General features: G+C 73.8%; 17 protein-coding genes and 3 tRNA genes. 10 read left to right on the forward strand and 10 right to left on the reverse strand.

The genetic code is table 11. From position 1 onward, the window contains the following. The first annotated feature begins 14 nt into the window (after positions 1-14). The 4 genes from GA0070564_RS01400 to GA0070564_RS01415 all read left to right on the forward strand — a co-directional run bounded on the left by GA0070564_RS01400 (position 15) and on the right by GA0070564_RS01415 (position 3,146). Positions 15-1,040 carry a GNAT family N-acetyltransferase gene (locus GA0070564_RS01400; RefSeq protein WP_091601366.1) on the forward strand — a complete coding sequence of 342 codons (1,026 nt, stop codon included), beginning with the start codon at positions 15-17 and terminating at the stop codon, positions 1,038-1,040. Between the two features lie 62 nt (positions 1,041-1,102). Beyond that, positions 1,103-1,357, forward strand: a complete 255-nt coding sequence (locus tag GA0070564_RS01405; protein WP_091601368.1) for a hypothetical protein — start codon at positions 1,103-1,105, stop codon at positions 1,355-1,357. Between the two features lie 119 nt (positions 1,358-1,476). Then, on the forward strand, positions 1,477-1,893 hold the full coding sequence (locus GA0070564_RS01410) for a YciI family protein (RefSeq protein ID WP_091601370.1): 417 nt from the start codon (positions 1,477-1,479) through the stop codon (positions 1,891-1,893). Continuing rightward, positions 1,893-3,146, forward strand: a complete 1,254-nt coding sequence (locus GA0070564_RS01415; RefSeq protein ID WP_091601372.1) for an RNA polymerase sigma factor — start codon at positions 1,893-1,895, stop codon at positions 3,144-3,146. The genes GA0070564_RS01410 and GA0070564_RS01415 overlap by 1 nt, the downstream gene beginning before the upstream one ends. Positions 3,147-3,171: 25 nt before the next feature. On the opposite strand, the gene GA0070564_RS01420 is transcribed toward GA0070564_RS01415, so the two are convergent. Both GA0070564_RS01420 and GA0070564_RS01425 read right to left on the reverse strand, forming a co-directional pair. Further along, a tRNA-Lys gene (locus GA0070564_RS01420) sits at positions 3,172-3,247 on the reverse strand. A gap of 58 nt (positions 3,248-3,305) precedes the next feature. Next, positions 3,306-4,013 (reverse strand): SanA/YdcF family protein, encoded by a 708-nt coding sequence (locus GA0070564_RS01425; protein WP_245669778.1) that lies wholly within the window; start codon positions 4,011-4,013, stop codon positions 3,306-3,308. A 132-nt stretch (positions 4,014-4,145) separates the two neighbouring features. On the opposite strand from GA0070564_RS01425, the gene GA0070564_RS30125 reads away from it, so the two are divergent. Beyond that, positions 4,146-6,290 carry a HelD family protein gene (locus GA0070564_RS30125; protein ID WP_141714682.1) on the forward strand — a complete coding sequence of 715 codons (2,145 nt, stop codon included), beginning with the start codon at positions 4,146-4,148 and terminating at the stop codon, positions 6,288-6,290. On the opposite strand, the gene GA0070564_RS01435 is transcribed toward GA0070564_RS30125, so the two are convergent. Then, positions 6,262-6,672 (reverse strand): hypothetical protein, encoded by a 411-nt coding sequence (locus tag GA0070564_RS01435; RefSeq protein ID WP_091601376.1) that lies wholly within the window; start codon positions 6,670-6,672, stop codon positions 6,262-6,264. The genes GA0070564_RS30125 and GA0070564_RS01435 overlap by 29 nt on opposite strands. A 15-nt stretch (positions 6,673-6,687) precedes the next feature. Then, the gene (locus GA0070564_RS01440) at positions 6,688-7,590 is read right to left on the reverse strand and encodes a ParA family protein (RefSeq protein ID WP_091601378.1); all 903 of its coding nucleotides are present in this window, start codon (positions 7,588-7,590) and stop codon (positions 6,688-6,690) included. Between the two features lie 237 nt (positions 7,591-7,827). Here GA0070564_RS01440 and GA0070564_RS29125 point away from each other — a divergent pair, with 237 nt between their 5' ends. Together GA0070564_RS29125 and GA0070564_RS01450 are read left to right on the forward strand one after the other, a co-directional pair. Then, on the forward strand, positions 7,828-8,439 hold the full coding sequence (locus tag GA0070564_RS29125) for a hypothetical protein (RefSeq protein ID WP_176730523.1): 612 nt from the start codon (positions 7,828-7,830) through the stop codon (positions 8,437-8,439). Beyond that, the gene (locus tag GA0070564_RS01450; RefSeq protein WP_091601382.1) at positions 8,436-10,784 is read left to right on the forward strand and encodes a VWD domain-containing protein; all 2,349 of its coding nucleotides are present in this window, start codon (positions 8,436-8,438) and stop codon (positions 10,782-10,784) included. Before GA0070564_RS29125 ends, GA0070564_RS01450 begins: the two co-directional genes overlap by 4 nt. 164 nt (positions 10,785-10,948) lie before the next feature. Here GA0070564_RS01450 and GA0070564_RS01455 read toward each other — a convergent pair. Then, positions 10,949-11,024 (reverse strand) — tRNA-Lys (locus tag GA0070564_RS01455). Between the two features lie 185 nt (positions 11,025-11,209). Between GA0070564_RS01455 and GA0070564_RS01460 the strand changes: the two genes are divergently transcribed. Both GA0070564_RS01460 and GA0070564_RS01465 read left to right on the forward strand, forming a co-directional pair. Further along, complete coding sequence (locus tag GA0070564_RS01460) at positions 11,210-12,514, forward strand: L,D-transpeptidase (RefSeq protein ID WP_091601384.1); 1,305 nt, start codon at positions 11,210-11,212, stop codon at positions 12,512-12,514. 188 nt (positions 12,515-12,702) lie between these two features. Beyond that, on the forward strand, positions 12,703-13,959 hold the full coding sequence (locus GA0070564_RS01465; RefSeq protein ID WP_091601386.1) for a L,D-transpeptidase: 1,257 nt from the start codon (positions 12,703-12,705) through the stop codon (positions 13,957-13,959). Between the two features lie 104 nt (positions 13,960-14,063). Here GA0070564_RS01465 and GA0070564_RS01470 read toward each other — a convergent pair. Both GA0070564_RS01470 and orn read right to left on the reverse strand, forming a co-directional pair. Next, positions 14,064-14,139: transfer RNA gene (locus GA0070564_RS01470), tRNA-His, on the reverse strand. A 90-nt stretch (positions 14,140-14,229) separates the two neighbouring features. After that, positions 14,230-14,820: an oligoribonuclease gene (gene orn / locus GA0070564_RS01475; protein WP_091601389.1), complete on the reverse strand. Its 591-nt coding sequence runs from the start codon at positions 14,818-14,820 to the stop codon at positions 14,230-14,232. Between the two features lie 73 nt (positions 14,821-14,893). On the opposite strand from orn, the gene GA0070564_RS01480 reads away from it, so the two are divergent. After that, a complete protein-coding gene (locus GA0070564_RS01480) occupies positions 14,894-16,147 on the forward strand; it encodes a glycosyltransferase 87 family protein (RefSeq protein WP_091601391.1) in 1,254 nt (417 codons plus the stop codon). Positions 16,148-16,154: 7 nt separating this feature from the next. Here the strand turns inward: GA0070564_RS01480 and GA0070564_RS30415 are convergent, their stop codons facing one another. The 3 genes from GA0070564_RS30415 to GA0070564_RS01495 form a co-directional block, all read right to left on the reverse strand. Beyond that, complete coding sequence (locus GA0070564_RS30415; RefSeq protein WP_425412396.1) at positions 16,155-17,207, reverse strand: hypothetical protein; 1,053 nt, start codon at positions 17,205-17,207, stop codon at positions 16,155-16,157. A 241-nt stretch (positions 17,208-17,448) separates the two neighbouring features. Further along, positions 17,449-18,168, reverse strand: coding sequence for a YcnI family copper-binding membrane protein (locus tag GA0070564_RS01490; protein ID WP_091601392.1), 720 nt, complete (start codon positions 18,166-18,168; stop codon positions 17,449-17,451). A 14-nt stretch (positions 18,169-18,182) separates the two neighbouring features. Further along, positions 18,183-19,847, reverse strand: coding sequence for a copper resistance CopC/CopD family protein (locus GA0070564_RS01495; protein ID WP_091604348.1), 1,665 nt, complete (start codon positions 19,845-19,847; stop codon positions 18,183-18,185). Between the last annotated feature and the right edge of the window lie 48 nt (positions 19,848-19,895).

The following is a 19,895-nucleotide window of genomic DNA, read 5'->3' on the forward strand; positions in this document are numbered from 1 at the left end:
TAGAACGTGATCCCATGATCTCGAAATCCGTACCCCGGCTGGTCGCCGGACGTCTGGTGCTGGAACCCCTGGACGGCCCGGCCGCCAGCGCGGTCCGGGCCGGCGACCTCGCCGGCCTCACCGTCGCCGACGGCTGGCCGCACGACGACACCCTGGACGGCCTGGGCGGCATCGCCGACGGCCACTCCTTCGGCTGGCTGGTCACCCTCGACGGCGTCGTCATCGGCGACTGCGGGGTGCACGGGCCGGCCGACGAGCACGGCGACATCGAGATCGGGTACGGACTGGCCGCCCCCCACCGCGGACACGGCCACGGCGCCGAGGTGGTCGCGGCGCTCACCCGGCACCTGCTGTCCCGCCCCGAGGTGCGCCGGGTCGTCGCCGGCACCGAGGCCGGCAACCGGCCCAGCCGGCGGGTGTTGGAACGCGCCGGCTTCCGGCACACCGGCACCGACGGCGACGAGCTGCGGTACGCCGCCGACACCCCACCGCCGACCATCCTGTTGATCTCCGGCAGCACCCGGGCGGCGTCCACCAACTCGGCCGCCCTGCGGACCGTCGCCGCCGTCGCCCCCGACGGCGTCCACACCCAGCTCTACGACGAGCTGGCCGCCCTGCCGGCGTTCAACCCCGACGACGACCGGGAGTCGGTGCAGTTGCCCCCGGCCGTGGCCCGGCTGCGGGCCCGGCTCGACGCCGCCGACGGCGTGCTGCTCTGCACCCCCGAGTACGCGGGCACCCTGCCCGGCAGCCTGAAGAACCTGCTCGACTGGACGGTGGGCGGTGGCCAGCTCGACGGCAGGCCGGTGGCCAGCCTCAACGTCGCCGCCCCGGGCCGGGGCGACGGGGCGCAGGCCACCCTGCGGCTCGTCCTGGGCTACGTCGCCGCCGAGCTCAGCGAGGCCGCGAGCGTCCGGCTGGTCGTGCCGCGCGACGCCGTGGGCGACGACGGTCTCGTCGTACGCCCCGACGTGCGCGACGAGCTGCGCCGGGTGCTCACCGTCTTCGCCGACGAACTGCGGGAGCGACAGCCGGCCTGAGCGGGCTCTAGGGTCGACCCGGCACGCCGTCCGACCAACTCAGTTCACGGCAGGGGAAACTCATGTTCGGAAACCGCCACGACCAGCGCCCGCCGCTGCAACGTGCCCTGGAAGCAGCCGCGTCCCTGAAACCGGGCAGCTGGGAGAGCGTGGAAGCGCTCGCCGTGCTCGCCATCGAGTGCAAGGGCACGCCGGAGGCGGAGCGCCTGTACCAGAGCGCGTCGAACGCCGCGGCGCAGTTGAAGGCGGGTACCTACGACAGCGTCCGGGCCCTGGCGTGGCTCAACCGGGCCGGCCGGGAACTGCGCGGCGCCTGAGCATCGCACCCGGCCAGGGCGCGGCGGAAATTCCTCCGGGGCGGTGTCGATCGACGGGCCGCCCGTTCGACCTGAGGGTGCGAGGGTCGAGAGGCGACCCGGCCGGTGAGGAGAAGCGGATGTCGAAGTACATGCTGATCATGCGGGGCACCGACCAGTCGAACGCGGCGATGATGGCCGACATCGAGCATCTGATGGCCGCGACGCGGGAGTTCATCGGGGACATGGTCAAGGCCGGTGTCCTGCTCGCCGCCGAGGGCCTGGACGACGCGAGCCGCAGCGTGGTGGTCGACTTCGGCGGCGAGGTCCCGGTGGTCACCGACGGGCCGTACGGGGAGACCAAGGAACTGTTCGGGGGCTATTTCCTGCTCGACGTCGCCTCGAAGGAGGAGGCGGTCGAGTGGGCCCGGCGGGTCCCGGCGGCTCCCGGATCGAAGATCGAGGTCCGGCGGGTGGCCGGGGAGGACGAGCTGCCGCAGGACCGTGAGCAGGTCGCCGCGGAAGGGGTCGGCAGCCGGGGCGCCGGCCGGGTCTGATGGGGCCGGCCGACGTCGAGGCGGTGTGGCGGATCGAGTCGGCGCGGATCGTCGCCGCGCTGACCCGACTCACCGGCGACTTCGGGCTGGCCGAGGACGCCGCCCAGGAGGCGGTGGCCGAGGCGCTGGTGTCGTGGCCGCGGGTCGCGCCGGCCAGTCCGGCCGGCTGGCTGATGGCCACGGCCCGGCGCCGGGCGATCGACATGATCCGCCGCCGGGCCGCGCTGCGGGACCGGTACGCCCTGCTGGCGGCGAGCGACCCGGCGGTCGACGGCGACGACGCCGACCCCGACCGGATCGACGACGACGTCCTGGCGCTGATGTTCGTCAGCTGCCACCCGGTGCTCTCCCGCGAGGCCCGGGTGGCGCTGACCCTGCGCGTGGTCGGCGGCCTGTCCAGCGAGGAGATCGCCCGCGCGTTCCTGGTGCCGGTGCCGACGGTGCAGGCCCGCATCACCCGGGGCAAGAAGACGATCGCGGCGGCCGGAGTGCCGTTCGCGCTGCCCGAGGCGGACGAGCGCCGGGAGCGCCTGGGCGGGGTGCTCAGCGTCCTCTACGTGATCTTCACCGAGGGGTCGACGGCCACCTCCGGCGACCGCCTGCTGCGTCCCGATCTCGCGTACGAGGCCATCCGGCTGGCCCGCACGCTGGCCGCCCTGCTTCCGGACGAGCCGGAGGTGCACGGCCTGCTGGCCCTTTGCGAGCTGACGGCCGCGCGCTTCCCGGCCCGGACCGCCAGGGACGGTTCGCCGGTCCTGCTGGCGGACCAGGACCGGCGCCGCTGGGACCACTCGGCGGTCCGCCGGGGGCTGGCCGCGCTGGTCAGGGCGTCGAGGCGCGGCCTGGGGCCCTACGGCCTGCAGGCCGCGATCGCCGCCGCGCACGCGTCCGCGCCCTCGGTCGAGGCGACCGACTGGGACCGCATCGTGCTGCTCTACGAGGCGCTGGGCCGCGTCGCCCCCTCGCCCGTGGTCGAGCTCAACCGGGCCGTCGCCGTCGCCATGGGCTCCGGCCCGACGCAGGCCCTGGCCATCGTCGACGAGCTGATCGCCCTGGACCGGCTCCCCGGCTCACATCTGGTCCCGAGCGTACGCGGGGAGCTGCTGGCCCGGCTCGATCGGCGGGCGGAGGCGCGCGCCGAGCTGGAGCTGGCCGCCCGGCGTTGCGCCAACCGGCGTGAGCGGTCCGTGCTGGTGCGCAAGGCGGCCGCCCTGACCGGCCACGAACGCGATCAAGGCCCCGGCCAGGTGTGAACCACCAGGTCGGAGCCTTGATCTTTGGTGCGCCGCCAGGGACTCGAACCCCGAACCCGCGGATTAAGAGTCCGCTGCTCTGCCAGTTGAGCTAGCGGCGCTCATCGGCAACGGGGAGAAACGATAGCAGCCCCCCGACCGCCCCTGGAAACGGGCACCTCAGCTCCGCAGGGCGTCCTCGACGCCGGTCTCGTGCCGGCCCAGGTGCACCGGGTCGCGCCCGGAGAGCACGTCCCACGCCGCCTTGTCCGCGGCGCCGTACTCGCGTACGACCCCGCGACTCCACAGCGGCGCGTAGCGCCTGGCCGTCTCGTCGCCGACCCCGTTGGCCTGCACGCCGAGAGACCGGCAGAGGGTCACCGCCCGATCGAGGTGGAACGACTGGGTGACCACGGTGGCGCTGCGTACGCCGAAGATCCGCCTGGCCCGGGCGCAGGAGTCGTAGGTGTCGAAGCCGGCGTGGTCGAGCACCACCTTCCGGTCCGGCACCCCCCGGTCGACCAGCCACCGGCGCATCGCGCCCGGCTCGTCGTAGCCCCAGTCCATGTGGTCGCCGGAGACGAGGATGGCGTGGACCTTGCCGGCGGCGAGGAGTTGCCGCGCGATCTCCAGCCGGGCGGCCAGGAACGCCGAGGGCTGCCCGTCGGGGTCGACCTGGGCGCCCAGCACCAGCGCCACCGGCGCCTCGGGAACGTCGTCGACGGTGAAGGTGTGGCCGGCCGCGCCGGAGCGTACCCAGACCACGCTGCCGCCGGTGGTCCCCCCGGCCACCAGCGCACCGATGGCCGCGACCAGCAGGACGCGCCGCAGCCAGCGGGCCCGGTGTGCGTCACGGATCCGACCGAGCACCCGACGAAGGACAGCCACGGTCCCAGTATCGCGGCAGGGGCAAGGTCGGTGGGCGACCCTCCACAGCCGACGCCCGGTCGGACCCAGCCGGTACGGTGGCCGGATCGAATCCCGTCGGTCCCGGCGGCCGGGCGGGTGTGGGGAGGGTTCGTGACGTCCAGGGCAGCCGACATCGCGGCCGAGCAGGCATACTTCGACACGGCGGCGGCGCACCGGGACCGGCGCCGCGACCATCTGCGGCAGCTGCCGTCCGCCGCCGCCCACTCCGGCGCCGCCGCGCACCTGCGCCGGTACGCCGAGGACGCGCAGCGGGCGTTGGGCGCGGCCGACGAGGCGGTGGCGTTCGGCCGGGTGGACGCCGAGGCGGGTGACAGCCTGTACGTCGGGCGGCACCTGATCCGGGACGCCGAGGGCGAGGTGCTGGTGGTCAACTGGCACGCGCCGGCCGCCGCCGGCTGGTTCGCGGCCACCCCCGAGAACCCCGCCGGGGTACGCCGCAAGCGCGCCTTCACCTGCACCGGAAACACCATCGAGGAGCTCACCGACACGATCCTCGCCGAGATCGCCGAGGCGGTGGACGCGCGCCTGCTGGCCGAGCTGGCCCGGGGTCGTACCGGCAGCATGCGGGACATCGTGGCCACCATCCAGGCGGCCCAGTTCGCGCTGGTCCGCGCGCCCCGCGACCAGGTGCTGGTGATCGAGGGAGGTCCGGGCACCGGCAAGAGCGCGGTGGCGCTGCACCGGGTCTCCTGGCTGCTGTTCAACCACCGGGAGGAGATGTCCGCCGCCGACGTGCTTGTCGTCGGGCCGCACCCGACCTTCGTCCGCTACATCGGCCAGGTGCTGCCGGCGCTCGGCGACGACGGGGTGGAGCTGCGCGACGTCGGCCGGCTCGGTCCGGACGTGCCGAGGGGCCGCACCGAGCCCGACGGGGTGGCCCGGATCAAGGGCGAGGCCCGGATGGCGGGTCTGCTGGCCCGCGCGCTGGACGCCCGGGTCGGCGTACCCGATCCGGCCGAGCGGCTGCTGGTCGGCGGCCGGTTCGTCACGCTGCCCGGTGCGCAGGTCGCGGAGGCGCTCGCCGCGGTGCGGGCGGCCGCCCTGCCGTACGCGGGTCGGCGTCGGCTGCTGCGCGACCGGCTCGCCGCCCTCGTGACGGCCCGGACCGGGGTCGCCGGGGCCGGGGCGGACGCGGTCGGCAACCTCACCGAGCGGCTCTGGCCGCAGCAGACCCCGACGGGGCTGCTGCGCGGTCTGCTCGGCTCCACCGCGCGGCTGCGGGCGGCCGCCGGGGGCGAGTTCACCGCGGCCGAGGTCGCGGCGCTGCACCGGCGGGGCGCGGACCGGTTGTCCCGGGAGACCTGGTCGGCGGCGGACCTGCCGTTGCTGGACGAGCTGGCGCACCTGATCGACGGGCCGGGCCGGCGGTACGCGCACGTGGTGGTCGACGAGGCGCAGGACCTCTCCCCGATGCAGTTGCGCGCGGTGGCCCGGCGCAGCGAAGGGTCGCTGACGGTCGTCGGTGACCTGGCCCAGTCCACCGGGAGCTGGGCGCGCGACTCGTGGGACGAGGTGCTCGCCCACCTGCCGACCGTCCACCCGGCCACCGTGACCGCGCTGCGCTACGGCTACCGCGTACCCCGGCAGGCGTACGCGACGGCGGCGCCGCTGCTGCCGGTGGCCGCGCCGGGCGTGGCGCCGGTGGAGGTGGTGCGGGACGGCCCGGCGGAGACCGGCGTGCACCGGGTCGGCCTGGCCGAGCTGGCCGGCCGGGCGGTGGCGGTGGCGCGGGAGCACGCCGAGGCCGGCCGGTTCGTCGGGGTGGTCTGCCCGCCCCGGCAACGGCGGCCGGTGGAGGCGGCGCTGGCCGCGAACGGCGTGGCGTGGAGCAGCGCCGACCGGGGGGAGCTGGGCGGCGCGGTCAACCTGATCAGCCCGCAGGAGGCCAAGGGCCTGGAGTTCGACGCGGTGGTGGTGGTCGAGCCGGTGGAGATCGTGGCCAGCGACGAGCGCGGGCACCGGCTGCTCTACGTGGCACTGACCCGCACCACCGGACACCTCGACATCGTCTGCACCGGTGACCCGGTGCCGCTGGACGCGCCGGTCCGTCCCCGCCCGCCGTTGGTCGAGCCGGACGTGGCGTTCACCCGGCGGGAGGCGCACCGGCTGGCCGAGCACCTGGCCGGTCAGCTGCGGGGCGCCGCCCCGCCGGCGTTCTGGGCCGACGTGCTCGCCGAGATCCGGGAGCTGCTGCCCGCCGACGGGGTCAGTTCCGGGCGGCCGGCGGACGACTGATGGCGGCCGAGTCGAGCCGGCGCCCCACCGTCCACTGGAGGATGTCGTGCTCGATGTCGGCCTTCTTGGCCTTGCTGGGCACGGCGATGCCCAGTTCCTTGGCCAGCGCCCGCAGCTTCGCCACGGTGAGCTTCAGGTCGGCGAGGTAGCGGGCGCCGGCCGTCCGGTCGCCGATCGCCGCCAGGTCGGTGCGGACCCGGTCGGCGTCCACCCCGGCCGGCGCCGGGGCGGCGGCCGGCCGGGCGGCGCGGCGGGTCCGGTCGACCACGGCCAGCTTCGCCGTGCCGTCGGCCAACGCGGCGAGCTGGTCGGGGGGCAGCGCACGGACGAACTCCGCCACCCGCAGGAGTACGGCGTGGGCGAGGTCGGCGGGGTCGGTCACCGGGTGGCTCTCCTTCTAGGGGCGGGTGCGGGCCAGGAACTCGCTGGCCAGCTGTTGCAGCTCGTACTGCACCTTCTCGTTGGCGTTCGGCACCAGCACGGCGGGCAGCCGCCGTTCACCGGCGGTGCCGAAGAGAGTCTTGTTCTCCCGGATGGTCTGCCGGAACACCGGGACCTCGAGATTGTCGGTGTGCGCCATGTAGTTGCGGGAAGCGGTGATCGGGCCGCTCCCGGCGTACTGGATCATAGTGAACACCACGCCCAGGTACTGCGGGTCGATGGTCGGCCCGGGTGCGGCGACCCGGTTGAAGTCGCGGACCAGTTCGGAGACCTTGCTGCGCAGGTAGTCGATGCCGAGGGTGGACAGGTAGTCCGGTTTCGCCGGGGTCAGGATGTGGTCGCTGGCCACGATGCCGGTGCGGGTGACCATGGTGAAGTTCGGCGCGCAGTCGATCAGGACGTCGTCGTACCCGGCGAACTCGTCGGCGGCGAGCGCGTCGGCGAGCGCCCGGTGCAGCCGCAGGAAGTGCGGGCTGCCGTGCTGGAACCGCGACCCGCCGAGCGCCGCGGCGAGGTCCAGGTCGACGTCGACGAGTTGCAGGTGCGAGGCGATCAGGTCGAGCCGGCCGCCGTCGGGCAGCAGCGCGTTGGCCGGTTCCGGGGTCAGCACGTACGGGTGCAGCGGGTCGGTGGGCTCGTCGGCCAGCACCGAGCCGTACCACTGCAGGATGGTCTTCTCGTACGCGAGGTCCCGCTCCCAGTCCTCCGCCGAGTAGAACGAGAAGGTGAGGCTGGCCTGGGGATCGAGGTCGACCAGCAGGACCCGGCGGCCACGGGCGGCGAGCTCGGCACCCAGGTTGGCGGTGATGGTGGTCTTGCCGACGCCACCCTTGTAGTTGATCACCGACGTGATGCTCATGCCGCTCCCCGCATCGGCCCATGATCGCAGGAACGGGCCGAGGTGGCGAGCGGGCGTGCGCCCCCTCGTCGAGGCCAGCTGACGATCGTGGCCCGCCCGCCACGATCGCCGGTCGGTCGCCCCCGCGGTCGGCAAGCGGACATCCGCCGGGCCGGATCATGACAGCGATCCCGGCATCCGCGGCGCAGGCTGGCCGGGAGCGCCGACGACGGACGTCGGCCGGAGGAGGCACGGCCCATGGGCGTACCCCGGGCAGGGCTGGTGGGCCGGACGGCGCTCGCCGGTGGCCTCGTCCTGCTGCTGCTGACCACGACGGTCGGGTGCCGCCGGTCGCGGCCCGCGCCGACCCCCACCGGCGCTGCCGCGACGGTCGGCCTCACCGTCCGCGCCTCGCAGCCCGTCTACCGGCCTGGTGAGCGGGTCGACCTGCGGCTCAGGCTGGTCAACAACCGCGACACCGAGTGCCGGCTGAGCCGGGTGGCGGCCGGTGCGGTGACGGTCATGTCGCTCACCCGCGACGGCACGCCGGTCGCCCCCGCCACCGGTACCGCGGCCGCCTACCGGGACTTCACCGCGTACCTCGTCGAGAACCTGGTCACGGTGCCACCGCGCGGGTCGGTGGAGGTGACCCTCGGCAGCGACCCGGAGAGCCCCGTCGGCGCGGCGTTGACCACCGCCGCCCCGGACGGGCGCGGCGGGGCCACCGTCACCTGGTGGCCGGTCGACCAGCCGGGGGCGTACCAGCTGGTGGTGGGCTATCTGCGGGCGCCGCTGCGGAGGGTGCCGGCGGACGCCTGCGCCGCGACGACCGAGCAGGGCACGGTCGAATTCGAGGTGAGGGGCGGGTGAGCGGCGTGCGCGCGATCCGGTTGGGCGTGGTCCTGGCGGCGGTGCTGGTGCTGCTGGCCCCCCAGGCGGCGTCCGCCGTGGTCACCGTCAATTCCGACGTGCAGACGGAGTACGCGGGCTGCGTCGGGCAGATCCGCAGCTCCGGCAACGGCGCGGTGCTCGACGCGCTGGAGGCCTCCGGCAAGGAGATCAAGGTCCGCAGGCCCATCTTCGGTTCGGAGAGCGACACCACCACCTACGTCCCGGGCAGTGACGTGCAGATCAACTGGGTGCCGGAGAACGACGGGCGATCATTGCCGGGCGAGGGTCCCGGCTTCACCGAGGACCAGTGCGCGACCCTCATCCACGAGATGAACCACGCCCTGGACTACGCCAACGGCACCGACCGGGGTGATTTCTGCACTCAGGGCTTCAAGCAGGCCAGTCCCGTCGATCCCGCCGAGGTGCACGCGGTGCTGGCGGAGAACGCCTACCGCAAGGCCGTCGGCGTGCCGCTGCGCACGACGTACAGCGGTTTGAAGTTGCCGGACAACGGCAAGGACTGCGACCCGCCCGCCCCCCGGAAGCCCAGTGGCGGTTGTTCGATCTCCGTGATCGGTAAGGGTTACCGCTGCGCGAACAGCAACGGCGACCCGCACCTGGTCACCTACGACGGCCTCCGGTACGACTTCCAGGCCGCCGGGGAGTTCGTGCTCAGCCGCTCGACCACCGACGACTTCGAGGTCCAGACCCGCCAGACGATGTTCCCGAGCAGTACGGTGGCCTCCGTCAACTCCGCCGTCGCGGCGCGGGTGGCCGGCGACCGGGTCGGCGTCTACGCGACACCCGACGGCCCGGTGGTCCGGGTCAACGGCGCGCCCTCACCCGCCGCGCCGACCGGGACGAAGCTGCCGCGCGGCGGCACCGTCACCACCTGGTACGACCGCACGGTGACGGTGGACTGGCCGGACGGCACCCAACTGACCGCGCACCCGCTGGGGGTGTGGGGGCTGAGCGTGAGCATCGGCGCGCCGACCGCCCGAGCCGGGAAGCTGGAGGGCCTGCTCGGCGACCACGACGGTGACCCCGGCGACGACCTGACCGTCCACGACGGAGGGAAGGTCGCGCAGCCGCCCGCCTTCACGGCGCTGTACCCCGGCTTCGCCGACAGTTGGCGGGTGGCGGCCCCGCGGTCGCTGTTCGACTACGAGCCGGGTCAGGACACCGGCACGTTCACCGACCGGCGTTTCCCGGCGAAGCCGCTCACCGTCGGTGACCTGCCCAACCGGGCCACCGCCGAACTCATCTGCCGGCGGGCCGGCGTCACCGACCCGCAGAGCCTCGCCGACTGTGTCATCGACGTCGGCCTCACCGGGCAGGTGGTGTTCGCCACCGACGCCGCCCGTGCCCAGCGCGCCGCTCCCGGTGCCGGCGACGTCACCCTGGAGGTGAGCCGGCCCGGTGCCACCGCCGCCCTGAAGGTGCCCGGCCGAGCCGGTCAGAAGATCTTCGTCGAGGCGCCGGCGGCCACCACACCGGACCGGTGCGGCATCCTGCTGCTGCTCGACCCGCAGGGCCGGCAACTGGCGACCGGCTGCGTCATCTCCGGGGTCGGCTTCATCGACACCACCACGCTGACCGAGACCGGCGACCATCAGGTGGCGCTCGACCCGTGGGGCACCGACCTCGGCCGGGCGACGGTACGGGTCGTCACCGTCACCGACGAGGACAGGGCGCTCACCGTCGACGGGCCGGCGGTGCGGGCGACGCTTGCCCAGCCGGGTGCGGTGAGTCGCCTGGCGTTCGACGGACGCGCCGGCCAGAAGGTCTTCCTCCAGGTCACCGGCGCCACCCTGCCCGACCGGTGCGGCCTGCTGCGCCTGCGCGACCCGGCCGGTCAGGAGGTGGCCACCGGCTGCGTGATCGGCGGCCAGGGATACGTCGACGGATTCGTCCTGCCGGCCACCGGCCGGTACGTCCTGGAGGTCGACGGGACCTCCACCGACACCGGTTCGGCGGACGTGCGGCTGCGCGACGCCCACGACGAGCAGGCCGACACCGTCGCCGACGGGCGGGTCGCCACGGTGACCGCCGGCCGGCCGGGCGCGGTGAGCCGGCTGCGCTTCGCGGCGAACGCCGGTCGTCGTCTCACCGTCGAGGTGACCGCCGCCGACCTGCCCGACCGGTGCGGGATCCTGCTGGTGAACGGCCCGGACGGCGACACGGTGGGCAGCGGCTGCGTCATCGGCGGGGTCGGCCGGTTCGAGACGGATCCACTGCCCAGGGGCGGCACGTACACCCTCGTGCTCGACCCGTGGGCGGACGACACCGGCTCGGCCACGGTCACCGTCCGCCAGGCCGGCTGACCGCGCCTGAGCGATGGACGCCGGACCCGACGTGGTGCTCGGCCCCTGTAACCGCCGAGGGCCCCACACCCGGCCAGCCGGTGTACCGCTCGGGACCGGACCCTCGTCATGAAATGCGAGAGACCCTGACCGGGTGGAAACCGCCAGGTCAGGGTCTTGATCGTTGGTGCGCCGCCAGGGACTCGAACCCCGAACCCGCGGATTAAGAGTCCGCTGCTCTGCCAGTTGAGCTAGCGGCGCTCGTTGGCAACGGAGAGAACATTAGCACGGGCGCGGAGCCTGCTTCCAACCGGTTCCCCGCTCCCCCCTTCGGCTCGGATTATCCGGCGAATCCCCGCAAAGCCTCCCTCCGGCGGGCCACGGGGCGGAAGCCGACGTCCCGGTACGGCACGATGTCCGCCAAGCGCGCGAGGACAGGGGTGGGGATGGGCAGGTTCACGCGGGCCGGGGCGATGGTGGGCGTCCTGGTCCTGGCGGCGTCACTGACGCTGACCGGATGCGGTGGGGATCGCAAGCAGGCCGATTTCGTCGGTGGGCCGGGTGCGGTCGCCGACACGACCGCCGCGCCGACATCCGGCGCTCCGGGACCGTCGGGCGGTCCGGTGGCGTCCGGAGCTCCGGCGCCGACGGCGTCCGCGGCGCCGGCCCTGCGGCTCACGCCCGCGAACGGCGCGACCCGGCGCCCGATCAGCACGGAGATCAGCGCCAAGGCCCCGAGCGGCGGCGAGCTCGGCGAGGTCACCCTGGTCGCCGCGAACGGCGACAAGGTGCCAGGCCGGTGGCGCGTCGACGGCTCGTCGTGGGTGCCGTCCGAGCCGCTGAGGTACGCCACCCGCTACACCGCCACGGTCACCGGAACCGGCCCGGACGGCGCGGCCCGCAGGGGCACCAGCACCTTCACCACCATGGCCAAGCCGGGCTCGCTGATCGGCTCCGGGCTCTACCTCGCCGACGGCCGGACGTACGGGGTGGCCATGCCGGTGGTCGCCGAGTTCCACCCGGGCATCCCGGCCAAGGACCGTGCGGCGGTGCAGCGGCGGATGTTCGTCCGCACCGACCCGCCGCAGCCCGGCGCCTGGCACTGGTTCTCCAACGGCACCCAGGCGTACTACCGGGCCCCGGAGTACTGGCGCCCCGGCACCACCATCGACGTGCGGATCGCGCTGGCCGGCGTGCCGCTGAGCAACGGCCGCCACGGCAACGTCGACCGCACGGCGACGGTGAAGATCGGCCGGGCCTTCGAGATGAAGGTGGACAACGCCACCAAGAAGATGACCGTGTACGAGGACGGCAAGGTGATCCGAACCCTGCCGGTGAGCCTGGGCAAGAAGAGCACCCCCTCCTCCAGTGGCACCATGGTGGTGATGGAGAAGAAGGAGCACACCACCTTCGACACCCGCGACGAGCCGGACCCGGAGAACCAGTACGTCACCGAGATCGACTTCGCGCAGCGCCTCACCTGGGGCGGGGAGTACATCCACGCGGCGCCCTGGTCGGAGGGGCAGCAGGGCCGACGCAACGTCTCGCACGGCTGCGTGAACGTCTCCATGGCGCACGGCCGCTGGCTGTTCGCGAACACCAAGGTCGGCGACCCGGTCACCGTACGCGGCACCGAGCGCCGCCTGGCGCACGGCAACGGTTGGACGGCGTGGAACCTGAGCTGGGCGGAGTTCGTGAAGGGCAGCGCTCTGCCGGTGCCGACCGGTGGGGCCGGTCCGGCCCTGCGCTGACCGCCCGAAAATTACCCCACGCTTGGTCATCGATACGCAAAGTGATACATATGTCGGTATCCCGATGCCCCCGACGGGCGCTGGTGGTACATCATGGTCGGGGTGTTCCGGCTCACCCCCGGCAACCGTCACCCGCCCCCGCACGTCGGTGAGAGACGATGGGACGGGGACACAACTGTGAGGGAATCATGCGAGCTGACCAGGACCAGCTGAGCCGGCGCGACCGCCGGCGCGCCGGACGACGCCGCGGGTGGGCGGCGGGACTGCTCGCCGTCGCGCTGGCGTTCACCTCCGCCTGCACCGACAGCGGCGGCGGCGGCGGAAGCAAGGACGGCGACAAGCCGTCGACGTGGCAGAGCCCGAGCGAGCAACCGCCCAAGGCGTCCGCCACCATCACCGCCCCGGCCGCCAACGCCGCCGACGTGCCCGCCCTGACCACCGTGGCGTTCACCGCCGAGCAGGCTCAGGAGACCGAGTTCGCGCTCAAGGACTCCGCCGGCGAGCAGGTCGAGGGCAAGCTGGCCAAGGACGGCCGGAAGTTCACCCCGACGGACGCCCTGAAGTGGGGCGAGACGTACACGGCGACGGTCACCGCCACCGGCGACGACGACAAGCCGTTCACGGCGACCAGCAAGTTCACCGTCATGAAGCAGCCGAACCTGGTCCGGGTGAGCAGCTTCCTCGGCGACAACCAGGTCGTCGGGGTGGGCATGCCGCTGATCGTCCGGTTCGGCCGGGCCATCCCGGCGGACTACCGGGACGACGTCGAGCGCCGGATGACTGTCACCTCGGTCCCCGCCCAGGAGGGGGTCTGGCACTGGGCCAGCCCCACCGAGATCCGGTACCGGCCGAAGACCTTCTGGAAGGCCGGCAGCAAGGTGTCGTACCAGGTGCGGGCCAAGGGCGTGCCGATGGGCGACGGCTGGTACGGCCGCTCCGACTTCGGCGTCGACATCAAGATCGGTCCGTCGTTCGTGATGACGGTGGACAACGCCACCAAGAAGATGACGGTCACCCGGGACGGCAAGGTCGTCAAGACGATCCTGGTGAGCCTCGGCAAGAAGACCACCCCGTCCTCCAGCGGCACGATGGTGGTCATCGAGAAGCTGCGCAAGACGGTCTTCGACACCCGTGCGGAGCTCGGCCCGGAGGAGGGCTACCGCACGGACATCGACTTCGCCCAGCGGCTGACCTGGGGTGGCGAGTTCATCCACGCCGCGCCCTGGTCGGAGGGGCAGCAGGGCAGCGTCAACGTCTCGCACGGCTGCGTGAACGTGTCGATGGCCGACGGGGCGTGGCTGTTCGCCAACACCCGGATGGGTGACCCGATCACCGTCAGGGGCACCGAGCGGAAGCTGCAACTCGGCAACGGCTGGACCGACTGGAACATCAGCTGGGACGAGTACGTCAAGGGCAGCGCCCTGCCGTACACCCCGGCGAACTGAGCCGACCGCGCCGCCGGGCCCGGGAGACCGGGTCCGGTGGGCGGGGCGGGCTCCACCGGCCAGAATGACGAAGGCCCCCTCCGACCGGAGGGGGCCTTCGTCATTGGGGTGACTGATGGGAATTGAACCCACGACAACCGGGACCACAACCCGGTGCTCTGCCAACTGAGCTACAGCCACCATGCTCTCCGCTCGGGCAGGCCCGGCGGCGCGGACTAATAATAGCCACACCCCCGCCCGACCCGTCCAGCGGGTTCACCTTCGCGCGGTCTAGAGCCCGGCGGCGATGGCCTTGGCGGTCTCCACGTCCGGCCCGGGCAGCGGCACGAAGACCGTCCGCCGGTAGTACTCCAGCTCGCGGATGCTCTCCCGGATGTCGGCCAGGGCGCGGTGCGCCAGCCCCTTCTGCGGCTGGCCGAAGTACACCCGCGGGTACCAGCGGCGGGTGAGCTCCTTGATCGACGACACGTCGATCATGCGGTAGTGCAGGTGCGCGTCGAGGCGCGGCATGTCCCGGGTGATAAAGCCCCGGTCGGTGGCGATCGAGTTGCCGCAGAGCGGGGCCGTACGCGGGTCCTTGACGTGCGCGGTGACATAGTCCAGGACCATGTCCTCCGCCTCGGCCAGGGTGACCGTGGAGCGCCGCGCCTCCTCGGTCAGACCCGATTTGGCGTGCATCGTCGAGACGATCTCCGGCATGCCCGCCAGGGCCGCCTCGTCGGCGTGGATCACCACGTCGACACCGTCCCCGAGCACGTTCAGATCCGGATCGGTGACCAGGGCCGCCACCTCGATCAGGGCGTCCCGGCCGAGGTCCAATCCGGTCATCTCACAGTCGATCCAGACAAGGAGGTCAGCCACCGCAACAGACTACGCGCAGCCCGCCCGCCCGCGCCTGGGCACCATCGGCCCGGCCGACCGCTAGGGTTTCGGAGTGCCAGCGCAACCAGCCGACCCACCCACCGTGGTCGCCGACGAGCAGCGGGGGCGTACGGCCCGCCGGGTGGTCACGGTGCTGGCGGTGGCGGCGTTGCTGCCGATGCTCTACCTGCCGGGGCGGGCGCACGACTTCTTCGACCTGAAGATCTACATGCGGGCGATGGACTGGTGGTCGGCCGGGCACCCGCTCTACGACTACGTCCAGCCGGACCGGGTGCAGGGCGCGCTGTACTTCACCTATCCGCCGTTCGCGGCGCTGCTGCTGCGCCCGTTCGCGGCGCTGCCCCTGGGCGCGACCGTCACGATCTTCACGGCGCTCACCCTGCTCGGCGTGCTGGTGACCACGTGGTGGCTGGTCCGGCCGCTGATCGCCCGGCACGGCCTGCCCCGGGTGTTCACCACGACCGTGGCGGTGCTGCTGGTGCTCGCCGTGGAGAGCACCCGCGAGACGATCACCTTCGGTCAGATCAACATGCTGCTGGTGGTGCTGATCCTGGCCGACCTGCTCTTCGCCGTACCCGAGGGGCGGCGGTGGGCCGGGGTGGGCGTCGGCCTGGCCACCGCGCTCAAGCTCTTCCCGGGGATCTTCCTGGTCTACCTGCTGGCCGCCCGGCGCTGGCGGGCGGCCGTGGTGGCCGGGGCGACCGCCGCCGTCGCCACCGGAATCGCCGCGGCGGTCGCACCCGCCGACTCCTGGCGGTTCTGGACCCACGAGCTGTGGGCCACCGACCGGGTCGGACGCACCGACTACACCGGCAACCAGTCGTTGTACGGGCTGCTCAGCCGCTTCACCACCCCGCAGCTGCCGCCCCGGCCACTCTGGCTGCTGCTCGTCGCGGCGATCGCCGGCTACGGGCTGTGGCGGGCGGCCCGCGCCGCGCGCGCCGGGGACCCGCTCACCGGGCTGACCCTGACCGGGCTGGTGGGCGCCCTGATCAGCCCGATCACCTGGACCCACCACATCTACTGGTTCATCCCGGCGGTGGTGGTCCTGGTCGACGCCGGCCTCTCCGCCGACCCGGGCCCGGCCGGAACGCGTCGCCGCGGCCGGTCGTACGGGCTGGCCGCCCTGACCACCGCCGTGATCGTGGTCGGGGTGGTGACGTTCGCCGACTGGGGAGTCGCCCCGCGCCGCACCGACGACCCGGTGGAGTTCCTGCTCCGCAACGCCTACGTGCTGCTCGGGCTGCTGCTGCTGGCCACCCTGCCGATCCGGGACCGGGCGCGCGACCTCCCGCCCGGCGGGTAGCCGCGGGTCAGGACCGGTCTTCGGTCGGCGCCCCGCCGTCGGGAGCCGCCGGGCGCAGCGTCGCGGGCACCGACGCCGGCCGCCGGGGCTCCTCCGCCCCGGCCGGTGGCCAGGTCAGGTCGAGCGCCACGTCGGGCGGGGCGAGCCGGGTGGCGGGCGGCGCGGCGCCCTCGGCCGTACCGGCGGGCGGCAGGTCCGCCAGGCTGGCCGGACGGCCCGGCGCGACCGCCCCGAGCGTCGAGCGGGCGCCGCCCGCGCCCACGCCGACCAGTTCCCGTTCGCGCACCGGCGGAGGCTCCCACCCGGGCACGGAGGCCAGGCCGCTGAGCGAGCTGACCCCGAGCCGGCCGGCGAGCACCGGCACCTGGTCCGGCTCCACCACGAAGATCACCTCGCGGGGGCGGATCGGGCGCAGCAACACCAGCGCGGCGATCGCCACCAGCAGGATCCCGACGCCCAGCAGCCCGTACGTGACGGGACCGAACCAGCCGGCGCGCAGTTCCGCCCGCAGGTCGAGGGTCAGGTCGGCCCGCCCGTCGGGGCGCATCACCACCAGGCTCAGCGGCGGGCCGGCCAGGTCGGCGGGGCTCCACTCCAGGGCGCCGATCCCCTCGCGTACCCAGATGGTGCTGCTGACCGGCGTGCCGGCGCCGGCGGCGGACGGGGCGCCCATCGGCGGGCCGGCCGGTGCCAGGCGGACCGGGAGCGGGCCGCGGGCCGGCGTCACCCGGGTGATCGTCGCGTGCGGGACGGGCCCGAGCCAGCGCCGCACCTCCTCGGTGGGGGCGAGGCCGAGGAAGGCCGGGCCGTCGGCGGTGCCCGCGGTCAGCCGGACCCGGGACCGGTCGGTGCGGGCGAACGGCGCCTCGGTGTGCAGCAGCGCGTCCAGGTCGGGGACGACGACGGCCTGACCGTCGGTGTGGACCTGCTCGAAACGGGCGCCGAAGCTGCCGCCGGGGTCGGCGTGCCGGGCCACGACGGCGAGCGTCCCGCCGGCGAGGAGCGCCGGAATCCCGATGATCAACAGCAGCAGTCCGGCCAGCGCGCGCACGAAACGCATCCGTTCAGTCCCCCTCCGTCGCCGACTACCCGGCCGACCTTACCGAGGCAAACCGGGCGATCAGCGGATATCCACGGCAACCCGGGTTCCCGCACCTGGCGGGCTGACGGGTTGACGGAGCAACAAGAGAACGAGCGCGATACCTCAGAGGTATCAAAATGACTCTGAGGTATCGCGCTCGTGGAGATGTTCGCGCCCAGCCCGGCCGGCGCAGGACAGTGCCCGGCCGGCCCGGGATCGGTCAGGCGGTGGGGGCCGCCCCGCGGGTACGCCGGAACGCCAGGCCACCGAGGACCAGCCCGGCCAGCCCGGCGACCAGGCCAGCCACGCCGAGACCGATGGCCAGGCCGGACGAGTCGTCGTCCGCGTCGTCCGAGTCGGCGGGCGCGGCGGCCGGAGCAGCGGACCCGGAGGGCGCCGCGGCGGCGGTCAGGGTGAGCACCGGCGCGGGGCTCTCCGGCTCCGCACCACCCGGCGTCGGCTCGTCGATCCAGCGGACCACGTTGCCGTCGGAGTAGGTCTGGAGGGTCTTGAAGACCATCGTGTCGACCTGCGGCAGCGGCCCCATCGAGACCGGGAACTCTCCGAAGGTGCCCGGCTTGATCGTCGCGTCCGCCGCGGCCGTCCAGGTCAGCTTCGACACCCGCTCGGTTAGCTGGCTGCCGTGCACCTCGATCGGCGGGTCCACCTTCGCCTTCTCCACCGCCACCGTCCAGCCCGGCACCGGCAGCGTGGACACCGAACCCACCGGCGCGTTCTCCGGCAGCACCACCTCGACCTTGGTGGTGGCGGCGGTGTCACTCTCGTTCGGCACCCGGAACGCCACCCGGGCGTACCCGCCCTGGGTCGCCTGCTTCGGGTCGACCGTGACGTGCGCCGAGGCCGGACCGGCCAGGCCGAACACGGCCGCGCCCACGGCGGCGAGGGTGAACGCGGCGGCGGTACGCCGGAAACGGATCATGTGCGAGAGCCTTCCTAACGGATCGGCACGGTGGCGGTCACCGTGGCCCGGTCGATGTCGGTGGTGCGGAGGGTGAAGCGGAACTCCCACTGCCCGGCCGCGGGCAGGCTCACCTCACCGGTGACGTGGTTGTCGGTCAAAGGCAGCAGCGGCACGTCGATCGGTTCGATCCCGGCCGCCGGCAGCGCGGCGGTGACCTTCCACTCCGCCACCCGCTGCGGCTTGTTGTCCCTGGTGTAGGCGTACAGGTGCAGCGTGTTCGGGCCCCGCTCGGCCGGGTCCAGCTCCACCTGCAACGAGTAGAGCGAACTGGTCAACGTGGCCGAGTAGTAGCCGGACGGCGTACCGGCCACCTGGGTTTCGGCGGTGCGTGCCGGGGTGGTCTGCACCAGGGTCGCCGACACCCCGAGCACCACCGCGGTGACCGCCAGCTCGGCGAGCACCGCGCGGCGCATCGGGGTCGGCCGCCCCGCCGCGGTCCGCCGCCGCACCAGCTGCCGGGAGTACGCGGCCACCGCGATCACCACCGCCAGCAGCACGATCTTGGCCAGCACCAGCCGCCCGTACGTGGTGTCGACAAGCGCCTTCGGGGTGGCCACCTCGATCAGCGCCTGCACCGTGCCGGCGAGCAGCAGCGCCGACACGGCCAGCGCCGCCCAGCGCGACCAGATCGGCAGGATGGCGTCCAGTTCCCGCTCGTCGGCCCGGCGCAGCAGGAACCCGGCGAGCATCACCAGCCCGCCCAGCCAGACCGCCATGCCGCCCAGGTGGACCGCGTCGACGACCACGGAGACCGCGGGGGCCGGCGAGGCCGCCGCGTGCCCGGCCAGCGGCCAGGTGAACAGCGCCGCCCCGCCCAGCACGGCCAGGATGATCAGGTCGGTCCGGCCGGCGGGGGCGGCGAAGAGCGGCCGGAGCAGGAACGCCGCCGCCGCGAGCAGACCCAGCCGGACCAGGTGCGCGGCGCCGAACGTGCTGCCCAGCACCTCCCCCAGCCCCGACCCGCTGACGTCGAGGATCCCCCCACCGGCGGTGTACGGCACCTGCAACCACAGGTCGGCCAGGGTGGCGAAGGCCAGCAGCCCCAACCCGGCCCAGGCCAGCCGGGCCGGCCCGCGCCGGGACAGCCGGCGCGGCCAGAGCGCGGCGAGCACCAGCGCCGGCCCCACCAGCAGGAGCAGACCGGTGTAGCCGAGATACTTGGCGACCTTCACCGCGACGCCCACCACCGGGTCGGCCCGCACGTCGTTGCCGGTGTCCGTCGGCGGCGTCGACGGCGCGCCCACCGAGTAGGTGAAGGCGCCGGAGACCGGGTGGCTGTCCGCCGAGATCACCCGGTAGGTGACCAGGTAGGTGCCGCGCGGGCCGGACGAGTCGACCGGGACGGTCACCACCGCGCCGGAGAACCGGGGCTCACCCCGGTCGGCGCGGGACCCGTCCGGGGCGATCACCCGGATCTTGCCGCTGACCTTGCGCACCGACTCGCTGAAGGTCAGCACCACCTCGGCCGGCGCCTGCGGCACCACCGCGGAGCCGACCGGGCTGGTGCTGACCAGCACCGCGTGGGCGCTGGCGGGGGTGGCCGGAGCCAGCAGCAGGGCGACGACGGCGACCAGCAGGCCGACGGCGGCGCCGAACCGGATGAGCCACGCGCGGGCGCGGCGGGCGGCGGAAGTCATGACGGCCATGCTCGCCGACAACCCCCCGTGCCGGCGACCCGGGCCGAC

Source organism: Micromonospora mirobrigensis (genome assembly GCF_900091555.1).
Taxonomy (GTDB): domain Bacteria; phylum Actinomycetota; class Actinomycetes; order Mycobacteriales; family Micromonosporaceae; genus Micromonospora; species Micromonospora mirobrigensis.